The 15,343-nt window shown below is 73.8% G+C and carries 14 protein-coding genes; 6 read left to right on the top strand and 8 right to left on the bottom strand.

The window, feature by feature from the left end; genetic code table 11:
* Positions 1 to 9: 9 nt before the first annotated feature.
* The 7 genes from BUS84_RS25890 to eccCa all read right to left on the bottom strand — a co-directional run bounded on the left by BUS84_RS25890 (position 10) and on the right by eccCa (position 7,445).
* A complete protein-coding gene (locus tag BUS84_RS25890; protein ID WP_074316325.1) occupies positions 10 to 576 on the bottom strand; it encodes a WXG100 family type VII secretion target in 567 nt (188 codons plus the stop codon).
* A 37-nt stretch (positions 577 to 613) separates the two neighbouring features.
* Complete coding sequence (locus BUS84_RS25885) at positions 614 to 2,140, bottom strand: S8 family serine peptidase (protein WP_074316324.1); 1,527 nt, start codon at positions 2,138 to 2,140, stop codon at positions 614 to 616.
* Between the two features lie 83 nt (positions 2,141 to 2,223).
* Positions 2,224 to 2,502 (bottom strand): WXG100 family type VII secretion target, encoded by a 279-nt coding sequence (locus tag BUS84_RS25880; RefSeq protein ID WP_074316323.1) that lies wholly within the window; start codon positions 2,500 to 2,502, stop codon positions 2,224 to 2,226.
* A gap of 25 nt (positions 2,503 to 2,527) precedes the next feature.
* Positions 2,528 to 2,836 (bottom strand): WXG100 family type VII secretion target, encoded by a 309-nt coding sequence (locus tag BUS84_RS25875; protein WP_074316322.1) that lies wholly within the window; start codon positions 2,834 to 2,836, stop codon positions 2,528 to 2,530.
* Positions 2,837 to 3,010: 174 nt separating this feature from the next.
* On the bottom strand, positions 3,011 to 3,295 hold the full coding sequence (locus BUS84_RS38350) for a hypothetical protein (protein ID WP_074316321.1): 285 nt from the start codon (positions 3,293 to 3,295) through the stop codon (positions 3,011 to 3,013).
* Positions 3,292 to 3,486 carry a hypothetical protein gene (locus tag BUS84_RS25865; RefSeq protein ID WP_074316320.1) on the bottom strand — a complete coding sequence of 65 codons (195 nt, stop codon included), beginning with the start codon at positions 3,484 to 3,486 and terminating at the stop codon, positions 3,292 to 3,294. The genes BUS84_RS38350 and BUS84_RS25865 overlap by 4 nt, the downstream gene beginning before the upstream one ends.
* Positions 3,483 to 7,445, bottom strand: coding sequence for a type VII secretion protein EccCa (gene eccCa, locus BUS84_RS25860; RefSeq protein ID WP_074316318.1), 3,963 nt, complete (start codon positions 7,443 to 7,445; stop codon positions 3,483 to 3,485). The genes BUS84_RS25865 and eccCa overlap by 4 nt, the downstream gene beginning before the upstream one ends.
* 169 nt (positions 7,446 to 7,614) lie before the next feature.
* Between eccCa and eccD the strand changes: the two genes are divergently transcribed.
* Complete coding sequence (gene eccD / locus BUS84_RS25855) at positions 7,615 to 9,012, top strand: type VII secretion integral membrane protein EccD (protein ID WP_074316317.1); 1,398 nt, start codon at positions 7,615 to 7,617, stop codon at positions 9,010 to 9,012.
* A 58-nt stretch (positions 9,013 to 9,070) separates the two neighbouring features.
* Here the strand turns inward: eccD and BUS84_RS25850 are convergent, their stop codons facing one another.
* The gene (locus BUS84_RS25850; RefSeq protein ID WP_074316315.1) at positions 9,071 to 10,258 is read right to left on the bottom strand and encodes a type VII secretion protein EccE; all 1,188 of its coding nucleotides are present in this window, start codon (positions 10,256 to 10,258) and stop codon (positions 9,071 to 9,073) included.
* Between the two features lie 162 nt (positions 10,259 to 10,420).
* Between BUS84_RS25850 and eccB the strand changes: the two genes are divergently transcribed.
* From eccB to BUS84_RS25825, 5 genes are all read left to right on the top strand, one after another.
* The gene (eccB, locus tag BUS84_RS25845; protein WP_074316313.1) at positions 10,421 to 11,947 is read left to right on the top strand and encodes a type VII secretion protein EccB; all 1,527 of its coding nucleotides are present in this window, start codon (positions 10,421 to 10,423) and stop codon (positions 11,945 to 11,947) included.
* A gap of 87 nt (positions 11,948 to 12,034) precedes the next feature.
* The gene (locus tag BUS84_RS25840; RefSeq protein WP_074316311.1) at positions 12,035 to 12,403 is read left to right on the top strand and encodes a hypothetical protein; all 369 of its coding nucleotides are present in this window, start codon (positions 12,035 to 12,037) and stop codon (positions 12,401 to 12,403) included.
* Positions 12,396 to 13,688, top strand: a complete 1,293-nt coding sequence (locus BUS84_RS25835; RefSeq protein ID WP_074316309.1) for a WXG100 family type VII secretion target — start codon at positions 12,396 to 12,398, stop codon at positions 13,686 to 13,688. Before BUS84_RS25840 ends, BUS84_RS25835 begins: the two co-directional genes overlap by 8 nt.
* A gap of 202 nt (positions 13,689 to 13,890) precedes the next feature.
* Positions 13,891 to 14,250 carry a hypothetical protein gene (locus BUS84_RS25830; protein WP_143728509.1) on the top strand — a complete coding sequence of 120 codons (360 nt, stop codon included), beginning with the start codon at positions 13,891 to 13,893 and terminating at the stop codon, positions 14,248 to 14,250.
* Positions 14,251 to 14,473: 223 nt separating this feature from the next.
* A complete protein-coding gene (locus BUS84_RS25825) occupies positions 14,474 to 15,268 on the top strand; it encodes a hypothetical protein (protein ID WP_074319116.1) in 795 nt (264 codons plus the stop codon).
* Positions 15,269 to 15,343 lie beyond the last annotated feature (75 nt).

The following is a 15,343-nucleotide window of genomic DNA, read 5'->3' as shown; positions in this document are numbered from 1 at the left end:
CTCCCCGTTCTAGCGACCGTCGCCGTTGCCGGCCACGTCGCCGAAGACCCGCTGCATGTCGGCGGCGGACATCGCGTTGGCATGCTCCGCCGTCTCGTAGTTCTCCTTCACCTGACGCAGTGCCTCCGCCGCGTCGTACAGGCTCTGGGAGAGCCGCCGGACGCCGCTCTCGGTGCCCTGGTAGAGCCCCTGGTGCTTGGCGGCCAACCGGCCGGCCCAGTCGAAGCCACCGAGAGGGCTCGCCGGGCCCCCGGCCGCCCCGGCCGCCGCGCCGGCGGCCGCACCGCCCATCAGGTCCTGGATGTCGACCATGTCGTAGGAGAGCTTGTTCAGGTATGCCGCGTGGGTCTCCAGCCAGGTGATGGCCGAGTCCAGGCTGGTCGCATCCCACTCGGTCTTGACGCCCGCCTCGCCGGGCGCGGTGACCAGGCCCTTCGGCGTCGCGGCGTGGTTGACGTTGTCGATCTCGAAGCCGGTCACTGCCAGACCCGGCGTCATCACCCCGGCCGCCGGGACCGGGATGTAGATGTCGTTTGCCTCGAACCGTTCCGGCTGCTTGGTCGTATCGTCCGTCATCGGTCCCCTCCCCAAAAACCTGACTGGTGGTCCGCGCTCACTGCTGCTGTGGGCCGGATGGCGGTGGAGCGTGCCCCGGGCCGGCACCCGGCCAACCGGGCCCGCCCGACGGCGGTGCCGGCGCAACCGGAGCCGGCGGGTAGCCCGGCGCGGGCTGACCGGCCGGCGGATAGCCCGGCGTGGCCTGAGCCGGCGGATAGCCCGGCGGCGGGTACCCCGGCGCGGGCTGGCCCGGCGGCGGGCCGTAGCCCGGGCCGGGGTGTCGAGGTGGAGCCTGACCGGCCGGTGTCGGCCAACCGGGCGGACCCGCGGGCCAGCCGGGCGGCGGCCCCGGGGGGCCGGGAAGCGGGCCGCTGACGGCCGCCGGCGCGCGCCGCTTGCGACGCCGCAGCACCACCAGCAGGATGACCAGCGCGACAATCGGCACGGCCAGGCAGAGCCCCACCTGGACGATGGCACCGGCCTTGTTGGTGACCCCGAACTCGACCGCCGGGCCGTCGTCGTCGCCGGGCCGGGCGGCACCACCGCCGGGCCGGGTCGGGTCGGCCGCCGTGCCCTCCAGCAGCGGGTTGGCCGTCACCGCCGGCACCGAGCGGGTCAGCGCGGCGAGCGGGTCGACCGCACCGAAGCCGAACTGCGGATCCCGACCGGCCGGCCCGGCGTCGCGAGCGGTCTTGACCAGCCGGTTGATGACGTTGACCGCGTCGAGGTTCGGATACTTGGCCCGGACCAGCGCCGCCACCCCGGAGAGGATGGCGGCCGCCGAGCTGGTGCCGCTGGCCACCGTGTAGCCGTTCGGCGACACCGCCTTGGGCGCCGGCCCGATGATGCTTTCCATGGGTGCGGCGAGCACGATCTCCGGACCCTGCACCGAGCCGGCGAAGAAGCTACCGCGCTTGTTCAGCCCAGAGACGGCGATCACGCCGGGGATGTTGGCCGGAAGAGTGACCTGCCGGTCGCCCTCCTCGATGTTTCCGGCGGAGACGACCACCACCGCGTCCTTGCCCAACGCGTACTTGACGGCGTCCGTCAGGTCCGGATCGGGCCGCGCGGGGTCGCCACCGTAGGAGATGTTGATGACGTCCGCGCCCGCGTCCGCCGCCCAGCGGATTGCGAGGACCATGTCGATGCCGGCGGCACGGGGCCCCATGGAGACCGGGAGGATCTTCGCGGCCGGCGCGATGCCCAACTCCCGCATCGTGCCCCCGCCGCGGCCGGCGATGATGCCGGCCATCGAGGTGCCGTGCCCGGACTCCGCGTCGTCGTCGCGCCGCCCGTCCGGAGCGGCAGCGGAGTTGACCCCCTTGCCCGGCAGCACCTGACCGCGCAGGTCAGGGTGCGAAGGGTCCACACCGGAGTCGATGACGGCGACCACCACACCCTTGCCCTGAGTGATCTTGTGCGCCTGGGGGATCTTCAGCGAGTCGAGATACCACTGCAGGCCACGGACCGTGTCGACGGCGTGGGCGGGTGCGGAGACCACGCCGGACGCCATCGCGGCACACAACGCCAACACGGCCGCGGCGGTGACCCGCGCCGAACGGAAAGACTTCCCCGTACCCATCGCTCTCCCAGAACCTGTGTCGACGCCAACGCAATGCGGCTCCGGTCCGGTCGAACCGGACCGGAGCCGCACCGGTGATTGTCTCAGCCCCACACCTTGGCGTTGCTCATCTCGGTGGAGACGTAGTTCTCGCGGGCGATGCCGACGGCGCCGCCGATCTCGTTCAGGATCCGGTTGATGTCCCGGACCGACGAGTCCCACTTCGCCTGGTGCTGCTCGTAGGCCGCCCGGTCCTCGCCGTCCCACTGGAGCTTGGACAGCATCGACCGCAGCGTGTCCAGCTTCTCGTCGATGGTCTTCGAGATGGCCTGCATCTGCTGGTTGCTGCTCTCGAGGACCGCGTAGTCAACCTTGATCGTCACGACTTCCTCCTCTGCTAACTACGGATCACGGGTTGAGAGCAGAGTGGAACTTGTCCAGCATCTGCTGCTGCTCTTCGTCGTTGACCTGGTGCGTCGTACCCGACTTGTCGAGCAGGTCAGCGATGCTGTCCATCGCCGTCAGCAGGTTGACGGTGTCCTCGTTCCAGCGCTGCATGAGCGACTGGAAACCAGTGGACGCCTGACCCTTCCACGCCATGGCCAGGTCGTCGACTACGTTCCACAGCTTCTTCAGCTCGCCGTCGACCTCGCTGCGCGTGGACCGCACGTCACTCGCGGCGGTATGCAGAGTCGCAGCTTCGACCTCGAACGCCATGCTTCACACCCTTCCGTCATGTTGTGGCGGCGGCTTTGCCGCGCCCCTCCCCCGCGGCAAGGCAGCAACACCCCACCGACGGACACTCCAGTGAAGACCGTAGCGGAACCGGTCCAGCCCGCGCAGCCCTGACCGGCTGCCTTCGATGGATAGTGGTGAATCACGCCGTGCGGTTCAGGAGTACGACCGGACGTGCATCGCCACGCTGACCACCAGTACGACCACCAGCAGCGCCACCACCAGCCAGAGCGCCGGCACCTCCAGCGCCCGGTACGCCACCACCGGGACGAGCGCGGCGATGCCCGTGACGAGCACCAGCTCACCGGCTCGTCGGACCCGCGTCGACCTGCCGATCCGGGCGATCAGGGCCAGGCCGAGGAAGGCCGGAATGGTCAGCAGGAAGCACCCGAACAGGTAGAACAACGCCTGCGGCATCGCCGCCCCCGTCCCGGTGCTCACTGGCCGGCCGAGCCTTCCGTGGCCTGGTCGGTCTCGATGCCCCCGATGTCGGGGCCCGTGCCTGCGGCGGCCCGACCGGGACGGGAATCCGACACCGCGAACCGCTCGTCGCCCCGGAAGCGGGCGGCGATGGTGGTGGGCAGCGCACTGCCGTCGACCGGAACGACCCCGCCCGAGCCGACCCTCGTCACGACGGCTCGGACCAGGCGGTCTGGATCAGCTGCTGGCCGTCCCGACGGCGGACGAGAGTGCCCCGGCCGGGTGGCTGCGGGCTCGGTCGCAACGTGCCGAAGACCGCACCCTCCTCCCGGTTGCCGGACATCAGCAGGCCGGGTGAGTCAAGCTCGCGCAGCCGTTGCAGCACCGGCTCGTAGAGCGCCCGGGACACCCCGCCGACCCGGCGCGTGATGATCAGGTGCAGGCCGATGTCACGGGCCTGCGGCAGCAGCTCCTGCAGGGCGCTGAGCGGATTGCTGCCGCCGGACGCCACCAGGTCGTAGTCGTCCACCAGGATGTACAGGTCCGGGCCCTTCCACCAGCTGCGGTCACGCAGCTGCGCGGTGGTGACGTCCGGGCCGGGCAACCGGTTGGTCAGCGCGCTGCGGATCGAGCCGAGGCCCTGCGCGAACGCCTGGTTGGACGGGGCGTAGTCCAACAGGTGGTCGCCCTCCACCGCGCCCAGCAGCCCGCGCCGGTAGTCGGCGATCACCAGCCGGGCCTGCGCGGGCGTGTACCGCTCGGTGATGCCCCGGGCGATCAGCCGCAGCAGGTTGGTCTTGCCGCACTCGGCGTCGCCGAAGACCGTCAGGTGCGGCTCGTTGGCCAGGTCCAGGTAGACCGGCGCGAGCGCCGACTCGTTGACGCCGACCGGCAGGCCGGGCGCCGACCGGTCGATGATCCGGGCCAGCTCGGCCACGGGCAGCCGGCGCGGCAGCAGCCGCACCTTCGGCGCCGGCCGGCCCGGCCAGTTGGCCGCCACGTGCCCGGCCAGCGCGATCGACGCCTCGCTCAGGTCCTCGATGTCCCGGCGGCCGTCGATTCGCGAGATGGCGGTGAGGAAGTGCAGCTTGTCGCGGGTCAGGCCACGACCGGGTGCCTTCTCCGGCACGTTCGTCGCCGCGCGGCGGTCGATCTCGGACTCCGACGCGTCACCCAGGCGCAGCTCCAGCTTGGTGCCGAGCAGGTCCCGCATGTTGATCCGGATCTCCGCCCAGCGCACCGCGGTGAGCACCACGTGCACGCCGAAACCGAGGCCCCGGTTGGCCAGCGTGGTGATGGTCTGCTCCAGCTCCTCGTACTCCTGGCGCAGCGTGTTCCAGCCGTCCACCACCAGGAACACGTCACCGAACGGGTCGTCGGCGAACTCACCGGCGGCCCGGCGACGGCGGTAACTCGCCACCGAGTCGATGCCGTGCTGGGCGAAGCGCGTCTCCCGGTCGTCCAGGACGGCCACCACCTCGGCCACCGTACGGCGCACCGCCTCGACGTCCCGCCGGCCGGCCACCCCGGCCATGTGCGGCAGCCGCTCCAGGCTGCGCAGCGCGCCGCCGCCGAAGTCCAGGCAGAAGAACTGCACCTCGCGCGGGGTGTGCGTGAGCGCCAGCGAGGCGAGCAGCGAGCGCAGCATGGTGCTCTTGCCGCTGAGTGAGCGTCCGACGATGACCACGTTGCCGCCGGCGCCGGCCAGCTCCACCATCATCGGGTCACGGCGCTGCTCGTACGGGCGGTCCACCACGCCGACCGGCACGGTGAGCCGTCCCCGGCCCGGCCAGGACGCGGTGCACAGCCCGTACGTCGGATCGACGGCCAGCTGACCGAGCAGCTCACCGAGGCTCGGCGGGTCGGCCAGTGGCGGCAGCCACACCTGGTGCGCCGGCCGGCCGCGGCCCTTGAGCTGGTCGATCAGCACGTCGAGCATCGCCACGGCCTTGCCGTCGGCCGGCTGCTCCGGCTCCGGCGCGGTGTCCACCGGCAACTGCGGGGTCTGCGCCGGCACGAAGTCGACGCCGTACGGCACGATCCGGCGCTGCACCAGGGCCTGCGACGCGGACGCCTGCTGCCCCGGCACCCGGTACGGCCCCGACACGTACGCGGCCCGGAACCGCAGCATCGTGCTGGTGTCCGTCTTCAGGTAGCCGTGGCCCGGCGCGTTCGGCAGTTCGTAGGCGTCCGGCACGCCGAGCACGATCCGGCTCTCCACGGCGGAGAAGGTGCGCAGACCGATCCGGTACGACAGGTGTGTGTCCAGGCCGCGCAGCTTGCCCTCCTCCAGTCGCTGGCTGGCCAGCAACAGGTGCACGCCGAGCGACCGGCCCAGCCGGCCGATCATCACGAACAGGTCGATGAAGTCGGGCTTGGCGGCGAGCAGCTCGCTGAACTCGTCACAGATGATCAGCAGGCTGGGCATCGGCGCCAGCGGCTCGCCCGCCGCCCGGGCCTTCTCGTACTCGAAACGGGAGACGTAGTTGCCGGCCGCCCGCAGCAGCTCCTGCCGGCGCACCATCTCGCCCGCGAGCGCGTCGCGCATCCGGTCGACCAGCGGCAGCTCGTCGGCCAGGTTGGTGATCACCGCGCTGGTGTGTGGCAGCGCCTCCAGCGACGCGAACGTCGCGCCACCCTTGAAGTCCACCAGGACGAAGTTCAGCTCCTCCGACGAGTGCGTCACCGCCAGCGCGGCCACCACCGTACGGAGCAGCTCGCTCTTGCCGGACCCGGTCGCGCCGATCACCAGACCGTGCGGACCCATGCCCTCGTGCGCCGACTCCTTGAAGTCCAGCTCGACCACGTTGCCGTCCGGTCCGACGCCGAGCGGGATGCGCAGCCGGTCCCGGTGGCCGCGCGGACGCCAGGTCTGATGTACGTCCACGGCCGCGGCGTCGCCCACGCCGAGCAGGTCCGGCAGCTCCATGCTGCGGGCCAGCGGCTCCTCGTTGCTGGCCTGCTGCTGGGACAGCCGGTAGGGAGCGATCTGCCGGGCCAGCCCCTCGGCGGCCTCGGAGCTGAGCCGGTCCGGTCGACCCAGCCGCGACGACGAGCTGCCCCGGACCAGCTCGAGGTTGCTCCCGTCGCCCACGTCGAGGCAGAGCAGCCAGCGGCCGGCGTCGCGCGGCACCGTCCCGGACAGGTCGATCAGCGTGGCACCGAGCAACCCCTGACCCATCAGCTGGCAGGTCGGCGCGATCTCACCGCCGTCGACCACCACGACGACGTGCGGCGCGGTGGTCAGCGGCTTGGCCTCGGGCGCGAACCGGGGCCGCCCGGCCAGCTCCCCGGCGAGCGACTCCTCGGCCTCGGCCAGGCTGGCGAAGACCAGCCGCCGGGCGCCGGCGGCGTCCGTACGTCCACTGTGGTGAGCGTGCGGCAGCCACTTGACCCAACCCCAGACCGACTGCCGGTCGGGCGCGGCGACCACCGCGATCACCAGGTCGTCCGGGGCATGGAAGGTGGCCAGCTGGCCCAACGCCGCCCGGGTCAGGTCGAGCACCGGCTCCCGGTCGCCACGCAGCACCACCCGGCTGAACGCGCGCACCGACAGCGCGGTCGGCAGGTCGGGCACGGTCGAGTGGGCCCGGACGAACCGGCGCAGCGCGATGGCGCTCATCGGCTCCAGGTCCTCGACGGGCTTCGTCTCCGGCGGGACGATCTCCACCGCCAGGCGCTGCGGGCCGAGCGCGATCCGGGTCTCGCCGAAGTCGTCCTCGGTGATCCGCCGTTCCCAGAGCCGCCGGGACGAGGCGATCGACCAGAGCGCGTCGGGCTCCGGGTGCCGCCAGGCCATCGCCGCCCGCTGCTGCCCCGCCGCGCGCCGGGTGCGCTTGCGCATCTGGGCGAGGTAGCGCATGTAGTCGCGGCGATCGGCGTTCAGCTCCGCCTTGTCGTTGCCACCGTTGCTCAACGACCCGATCGCCATTCCGAGCATCGAGACGCCGAACAGGCCGCCGGCGACGTACGTCATCATGCCGCCGCCCCGGCCGGCGTAGAGGAAGGCCATCGCGCCGACCCCGCAGACCATCGGCAGGATCATGAGCAGCTGCCCCATCCCGCGGGGCGTCGGCTCGGGCAGCTCGGGTGGAGACTCCAGCAGCACCTCACCGCGCGGCAAGGCCGGCCCCGGCTGACGCGGGAGCCGGCGGAACACCACCGTGCTCACGGCTGTCTCCTCCCCAGAAGCGGCCTGAACGACCTGCCGTCGCGGACCGAAGTCCGCGGGTGGGCATCGTACGTGCCCGCCATCGTAGGTAATCTCCCGTGGGCGCGGTGGACCCGCACCGCGCGGCACCGCGGGCCAGCTGATCGTAGAAGGACACCAGGAGGCCACTGTGGCAACGAAGACGGCGACCGGTGGTCTGAGCCGGATCACCATCGTGGCTCCCCGTACCCGGATGGATCTGGCCCTGCCGTCGGACGTGCCGATGGCCGACCTGCTCCCCACCCTGCTGCGCTACGCCGGGGAGGACCTGGCGGACGAGGGGGTGCGGCACGGCGGGTGGGCACTGTCCCGGTTGGGCGGTGCGCCCCTGGACGGTGGGCGTACCGCCGGGCAGCTGGGCGTCCGCGACGGCGAGGTGCTCTACTTCAACCCCCGGTCCGCCGCCGCCCCGGAGGTCGTCTTCGACGACGTCGTGGACGCGGTCGCCACCGCCACCAACCAGCGCCCGGGCGCCTGGCAGGTCGCTGCGACCCGGTCCTTCGCGGTGTTGTTCGCCGCAGCGGCGCTCGGCGCCGGCGCGCTGGCGGCGCTCTTCGCCGGCCCGCCGCACCTGCCCGGCGCGCTGGCCGCCCTGCTGGTCGCGGTGGCGCTGCTGGTCGGCGCGGCGGTGCTGTCCCGGGCCGCCGGTGACAGCCGGACCGGCGCCGTGCTGGCCATGGTGGGTCTGGTGCACGCCGGCACCGGCGGTCTGGTGCTGCTCGCCAGCGATCGACCGCTGACCAACCTGGCCAGCCCGCACGTCCTGCTCGCGGCCACCGCCGTGGTGGTCACCGCGGCGGTCGCCGCGCTGGCCGTCGGCGACCGCTACCCGCTCTTCTTCGCCGCGCTCGGCGTGGGCGCCGCGATCGGCCTGGGCGCGCTGCTCTGCCTGGCCTTCGGCATGGATGCGCCGGGCTCGGCGGCGGTCGTGGCGGCGGTCGCGTTCGGCGTGGTGCCGGCGCTGCCGATGGTGGCCTACCGGCTGGCCCGGCTGCCGGTGCCATCGATCCCGACCGGTCCGGAGGACCTGAAGACCGACAGCGAGTCGGTCGACGGCCGGCAGGTGCTCCAGCAGAGCGAGCGCGCCGACGAGTTCCTCACCGGCCTGCTGTGGACCGTGTCGCTGCTGGTGCTGGGCGCGCAGCTGGTGCTGGCCCTGGACGGGCGCCTCCCGGCGGTGCTGCTCTGCCTGGTGCTGGCCCTGCTCTCGCTGCTGCGGGCCCGTCCGCTCCTGGGCCGGGCCCAGCGCACCCCGGTGCTGCTCACCGGCACCATCGGGCTCGGCCTGGCCGCCGCGGCCACCTTCGCCAGCGGGTCGCTGCCGGTCCGGCTCGGCCTGATCCTCGGCGGGCTGCTGCTGGCCGCCGTGATCAGCCTGATCTACGGGCTGACCGTGGCCGGCAAGCCCATCTCCCCGGTCTGGGGCCGGCTGCTCGACATCATCGAGATCATGCTGATCATCTCGCTGGTGCCACTCGCCGTCTGGGTGTGCGGCCTCTACGGCTGGATCGTCAACCTGCGGCCCTGACCGAAGGCTCTCCCGCCCGCGGACCAGCGAGCTGGACGGCTGGTCGGCGGGCGGGCGGTCAGCGCGGTTGCGGACGGACGGAGCCGCCCAGCGCAGCGGCCACCGGCGCGCTGGCGTAGACGCCGGGGCCGTGCTGCCCGTCCACCGGCCGAGCCGGCGTGCCGGCCCGCTGCGCGATGTCCCGGACGACCTTGACCAGCGCCTCGACGTGGTTGTCCATCGCCGCGACCCGCAGCAGCGGCGCCGCCACCCGACCATCCGGCGACACCGCCGCGGCCACCGTGTGCGACGGCGCGGAGGTCGCGGTGATCGCGTCCACCAGCGGGCCGAGTGGGGTGTCCGACCGGCCCCGCAGGGCCAGGCAGCGATGCGTCCAGCCGCCGCCGCGCAGCCCCTGCCAGGTCTCCGCCGGTGGCTCCGGCACCAGGTCCAGCCCGGCGGCCGAGACCACGGCCGCGCGCAGCTCGTCGCGGCCCAGTGGCCGGTGGGCCAGCCCGGCGGCGGTCAGCGCCTTGCCCAGCCGGCCGATCCCGGCGGCCAGTGTCCGGTGCACGCCGGGCAGCCCGCCGCCCCGGCTCACCGCCTCGACCCGCGCGTCGCGGACGGTGAGCCGCAGTGCGACCCACACGGTCCGGTGCGCCGCCGGCGGCGCACCGGGCGCCGGATACCAGACCAGGGTGTGCGCGACGACCTGAGCCCGGGAGACCGGGGCGGCGAAGTCCGCGAGCACACCCAGCGCCTGGTCGACCGTCGACGCCTCCACCGAACCGACCACCGCGCCGGTGGTGGGCTGCAGCGCGACCGCTGCGAACCAGCCCTGGTCGTCCTGCCCGATGCCGAGCCGGGTGCCCCGGTCGGTCAGCTCGATGACGCTCAACTCGGGGGCGAGCGCGGCCAGGCGCGGGTCCGACGCCGCGCCGCCGGCCAGCGCCGCCGCCGCGCGTTCGCGGCGGCGCCGCAGCCGCCGACGCAGCAGCAGGTCCTCGAACCACCAGCGGCCACCCCGGCGGGCGAACACGGCCAGAACGACCAGCGCCGCCGCCGTGCCCACCGCGGCGAGCAGCCAGCTGGGCCCGGCCCCGGCGGCCCAGACGGCGACCGCGCACAACTCCAGCACGACGAGCTGCCCGACCAGCACCGGACCGACCCGTCCCCGGCCGGGCCGGTCGGCCGGCGGCGTCGCCCGCGCCGGGACGTCGGACGGGTTCGTGGCCACTCGGGCGGGTCGCGCCTGGACCTGCGTCATCGGTGACTGTCCCTCCTGCACGGTACGGCTCCACGCCGGGTCGGTCCGGCGCCGGCCACGGGCGGTGGTCCCAAGGACCCGCCGTCGGCCCCTTATCGTAGGGAAGCCCGCGACGGCACCCCGACCCTGATCGTCGCGGATCCACCCCGCCGGAGGTAAGTCATGCGGACCCGCCGCGATCAGGTGCAGGCGTACCGCTTCGTCACCCGCCGGATCGTCTCCGCGTTGCTGTCGGGCGATCCGGAGACCACGAACCTGCCGATGCGACGGCTCGGCATGGCCGTCTTCGGCAGTGTGATCGCCGCGGCCGTGGTGCTCGGCGGGGTCGGCGCCTACGGCCAGTTGACCGGGAACACGGCGCCGCTGGAAGAGAACACGCTGGTCATCGAGCGGGAGACCGGCGCGACGTACGTGTTCGTGGAGGGGCAGCTGCACCCGACGCTCAACTACACGTCGGCGCGGCTGATCCTGAACGAGGCGGATCCGGCGGTGCGCACGATGTCCCAGGCGTCGCTGCGGGACCGGCCGCGCGGCCGCACGGTCGGCATTGTCGGCGCGCCGGACGCGTTGCCGGACCGCAAGTCGCTGACCGGCCTGCCGTGGTCGGTCTGCGACGTGCCCGACCCGGCCGACCCGCGCCACTCCACCACCCGGGTGGTCATCGACCGGGCGCTGCCCGGCGGCACCCCGCTGGGCGACCGCGCGGTGCTGGTCACCGTGGACGGTCAGCGGCACCTGCTCACCGGCAACGCCCGCCTCCAGGTGCTCGGCGGCGACCAGGCGATCGCGGCGCTGCGGATGACCGGGACGACAGCTCTGCCGGTCGGGCAGCAACTGCTCAACGCCGTACCGGCCGGGCCGCCGCTGCGTAAGCCGTCACTGCCCGGCCAGGGCGACCGCAGCGGGTTGAGCGTGGCCGGTAAGCCGGCCGTCGTCGGTCAGGTGTTCCGGGCGGCCGGGCGGCACTACGTGCTGGCCCGCGAGGGGCTCGTCTCAATTTCTGAGATCACCGCCCTGCTTCTGATCAGCGGCGGCGGTCAGATCACCGACATCACGCCGGATCAGGTTGGCCGGCTCTTCACGGACCAGCGGGTGGACGAGGAGGGGCTGCCGCAGACGCTGCCCACCCTGTACCCGGCCCGGTCCGGGCAGACGCTGCTCTGCGCGACGTACCGGGCGGGCAGCGCCGGCGGGCCGCCGACCACCACCGTGGAGGTCTTCGACCGGACGCCTGCGGAGTTGACCGCGAGCGAGCCGGGCCCGGTGCCGGTGCGGCAGACCGCCCGGGACGCGCTGCGCACGGCCGAGGCCGTGCTGCTGCCCGGCGGCAAGGGGGTGCTGGCCCAGGCCGCGCCCGGCGCCGGGACCAGCGGATCCGGCGCCGCCGGGTCGACGGTCTACCTGATCAGCCCGCAGGGCGTCCGGTACCCGCTCGGGTCGGGCGAGACGCTGGCCACGCTCGGCTACGGCGGGGTCACTCCACTGGCCGTGCCCGGCTCGCTGCTCGCGCTGATCCCGACCGGGCCAACCCTGAGTCGGGAGGACGCGTTGACCTACTTCTCGCCCGGCGGCGCCCCGTCGGCCACGTCGACACCGGGGCCCACGCCGTCCACCTCGGCCAGCGGCTCTCCGGCGACCGGCGGGACGGGTGGCGGATTACCCCCGGCATCGATCGGGGCCGACGACTGAGCGGCCCGGACGGGTCGCCCCGGATCGCACTGGTGGACTAACCTGAGGTCGCTGACGGTTGTCAACCAGAACGACGGGGATGTTGCCATGACCGGGCGTACGGAAGTCGACCTGCTGTCCCTTGAGGACTTCCACAAGCACCTGGCCGCGCGGCTGAGTCAGGTCGAGTCGGTGCTGCGCAAGCTCAACACCGAGATGCAGTGCAGCCCCCCGGCGCTGGGCTCGTTCACCGACGCCACATCCAACGCGCGCCGCTACAGCGAGGTCCACCAGTCCTATGTCGACCAAGCCGAGCGGCTCCGACAGGCGGTACAGGCCGCGCAGCAGGCGACCAGCATGATCCTGACCAACTACCGCACCGCCGAGGCGCGTAACGCGGCCAACGCCACCGACATCACCGCCGCGCTGACCGGCGTCGACCGGGCGTTGCAGCCGAAGGGGGACGGGCGTGTCTGAGTACACCCAGCGCTACCAGGGCAACAGCCACCAGCAGCTGTACGACGCCGTGATGGCCGGCAAGCCCGAGCAGATCGACGGCGTGGCCGCCCAGTGGGCTGCGCTCAAGGGCATTCTCGACGGCCTCGGCCGGGAGCTGAGCGGTGACCTCGAAAAGCTCGGCCACACGTGGACGGGCTCGGCAGGCCGGGAATTCCAGCGGCGGCTGACGCTGATCGTCGACCATGCCGAGGCGCTGGGCGAGGGGATGGCCGGCGTCAAGCAGGCCCTGACCATGATGGCCGGCCAGTTGCGCACCGCCCACAAGCAGGCGGAGAGCCCGGACGAGACCGACGACAACGACAAGGCGGTCTCCGGGGCGCTCAAGGGCGCCGCCTTCGGCCTGCCCGGGGCGGTCGTCGGGGGCATCATGGGTCACCAGCAGGACAAGGAAGAGCAGGAGAAGGCCCACCAGCGGATGGTGAACGTGGTGGCCGAGCTGGCCGCCGGTTACGACCTCTCCGCCTACGACCGGGTGGTCAACCCGCCTCCGCCCCACCCGGACACCCCCAAGACCACCAGCGACGACACGCCGACGCCGCGCAGCGTCCCGGCCACCACCACGCCGACCGCCGCGCCCAACGCCACCCACAGCACCGCGCACACCGGTGGCGCGACCATCGCGACGCCCGACGGCGTTGCGCCGCCCCCGGTCGCCGGCGACGGGTCCGGTGCCGACCAGGACGGCGCTGGCACCAGCGGCACGCCGGCCGTCGCCACCGGCCCAGGCGTCGGCGGCGAGGGTGGCTTCACCACTTCCCTCGCCGGTGCGGATCCTCTGGTCGGCGGCGCACTGCTCGCCGGCGGCGCCGCCGGGCTGGCCGGCCTTTCCGGGCCGACCACCGCGGCCGCCAGCGCCGGCGCCGGGCCGGGTCTGCTCTTCGGAGCGCAGGGTGGGGCACCGGCCGGCGGAGTGCTGCGGACCGCCGCCCTCGCCGGTTCGGGCAGCACGCCCACCACCCCGGTCCGAGCGACCGGTGGTGCGGCGGCGGCCGAGAACCGCGCCGCCAGTGGGGTCGGGCGCAGCATGGACGGCCGGCGCGCCGAGTCCACCGGCCGCGCGGCGGCAGCCGGCCGGCAGGGCGCGGCGGGCGGCAGCGGAGCCAACCGCCCGGGCGTGCTCGGCGGGCACGGCCGGCCGGAGTCCGACGAGTCCGACGAGCGGATGACCTGGCTGACCGAGGACGAGATGGTGTGGGGGGACAGCGGAGAGGCTCCGCCGTCGGTGCTCGGCACCGCCGGCTGATCCCCGCCCGCTGCCGGTGCCCTGCCTGTCGGCGGTGCCGCACGAACGTGCCGTGGTGGCCCCTGCCGGATTCGATCCGGCGGGGGCCACCGCTGTTTCGGGCGCGGACAGCTCCGTCCACAGTGCGCATCGTGGCGACGGTCACGCCCGCACCGGCCGTTGCCGAGCTGCGCCGTGGCGGGGCGGGCGTTAGGTTGGTCGGGTGTCCTCCGCAGCGCCCGTCCGCCCAGCCCGGTGGGCTGTGCTGCGGTCACTGCGCGAGCTGACCCGACTGGCGGTCACCGCACTGGTGCTCGCGGTCGGCCTCGGCGGTGCCCTCGCCGCGACCCCGCCCGAGGCGCCGACGCAGCTGCGGCCCAGCGTCGTGAGCAGCCGGGTGGAAAGCCTCCAGCCCGACGCCGTCCCGGCCACCCAGCGGACCGGCCAGCCGGCCGCGTCCCGGCCCGTCAGCACTGTCGACACCGCCGCCGCGACCGGCCCGGTCACCGCGAGCCCGGAGCGCGCGCCGGCCAGTGAGGCCGGGCGGGGCATCCCGCCCCGGCGCGGCCCGCCCACCCGCTGACCTCGGCCGGCCACCGGCCCGCCGATTCAGCGGCCCGATCCGGCTCATCCGTCCGGGCGCTTCCGTCGCCGCCGACGGCGCGACCACGCCGCCCCCACCGGCCGGAAATCAACCGCCAGCGGTGGCGCCCGAGGCGCACTCCACGAACCGACGCCGATGCTGCCGAAAACACCCGTCCGCCGCCACCCGTCGATACCCGTCGTTCGACCGTTAGGTGCTGATCATGCAGACCGTTCTCTCCGCCGTCCTGCCCGACGTACCCCGGGCCGCCGCGATCTGGCTGAGCCTGCTCGGGGTGGTCGCTGTCACCGTCGCCGCTCTGCTGGTGCGGCCCGGCCGGCTCCGTCTCGATCCGGGTGCTCGGATCCGCCGCGCCGCCATGCCCAGCCAGCTCGAGCAGGCGCAGGAGGAACGGGAGCAGAGCCGCTACGCCCAGGAGGTCGCGGTGGCCGCCGAGCGGGCGACCACCACCGCCCAGCGCCGCCGGGCGGAGTGGGTCGCCGCGCACGAGGAGGTCGAGGCCGCCTGGCAGGCCCACGAGGCGGCCGAGGCGGCCGTCCGGCGACTCAGCGCCGCCGCCGCGATGCCGCTGCCGCACACCGCCCGGACCCCGGCCGAGTACGTCGACCGCGAGCGCTACCTGCACCGGGCCGCGCTGGACGCGTACTGGCGGCGGGAGCTGTCGGTGGAGCAGCTCAGTGACGTCTTCGCGCACCGCGACGGCTGGGACCCACGGCTGCACCCGGTCGAGCAGGAGCTGGTGTTGCAGCGAGCGATCCGGGACAATCTGGCGGCCCGGCACGCCGCCGCGGGAAAGCGGGAGCAGGCCGCGTGGCGCGCCGCCGAGCTGGCCGTGGCCGCGGCGCGCAGCCTGCGGAAGGAGGCCCACGCGGCCACCGGACGGCGGGTTGCGGAGTCGGCCTCGGTGCTGCCGCTGAGCGAGGTCGTCGCGTCGGTCGAGCAGACCCGGGAGAACCAGGTGGTCGCCCGCGGCCGCGCGGCGGTACCCGCGTTCTGACCGCTCGCCACGACGTGACCGGCGGCGGCACGGTCCGGACCGGACGACCGGATCGGGCGATGGCACCGCGTGCCG

It is taken from the genome of Micromonospora cremea (assembly GCF_900143515.1).
Lineage (GTDB): Bacteria > Actinomycetota > Actinomycetes > Mycobacteriales > Micromonosporaceae > Micromonospora > Micromonospora cremea.
This window is presented reverse-complemented; position numbering and strand designations above follow the sequence as displayed.

Coding starts and splice junctions, on each gene's coding strand:
- BUS84_RS25890 (WP_074316325.1), bottom strand. CDS start 576: ATGACGGACGATACGACCAAGCAGCCGGAACGGTTCGAGGCAAACGAC.
- BUS84_RS25885 (WP_074316324.1), bottom strand. CDS start 2,140: ATGGGTACGGGGAAGTCTTTCCGTTCGGCGCGGGTCACCGCCGCGGCC.
- BUS84_RS25875 (WP_074316322.1), bottom strand. CDS start 2,836: ATGGCGTTCGAGGTCGAAGCTGCGACTCTGCATACCGCCGCGAGTGAC.
- BUS84_RS25850 (WP_074316315.1), bottom strand. CDS start 10,258: ATGACGCAGGTCCAGGCGCGACCCGCCCGAGTGGCCACGAACCCGTCC.
- eccB (WP_074316313.1), top strand. CDS start 10,421: ATGCGGACCCGCCGCGATCAGGTGCAGGCGTACCGCTTCGTCACCCGC.
- BUS84_RS25840 (WP_074316311.1), top strand. CDS start 12,035: ATGACCGGGCGTACGGAAGTCGACCTGCTGTCCCTTGAGGACTTCCAC.
- BUS84_RS25825 (WP_074319116.1), top strand. CDS start 14,474: ATGCAGACCGTTCTCTCCGCCGTCCTGCCCGACGTACCCCGGGCCGCC.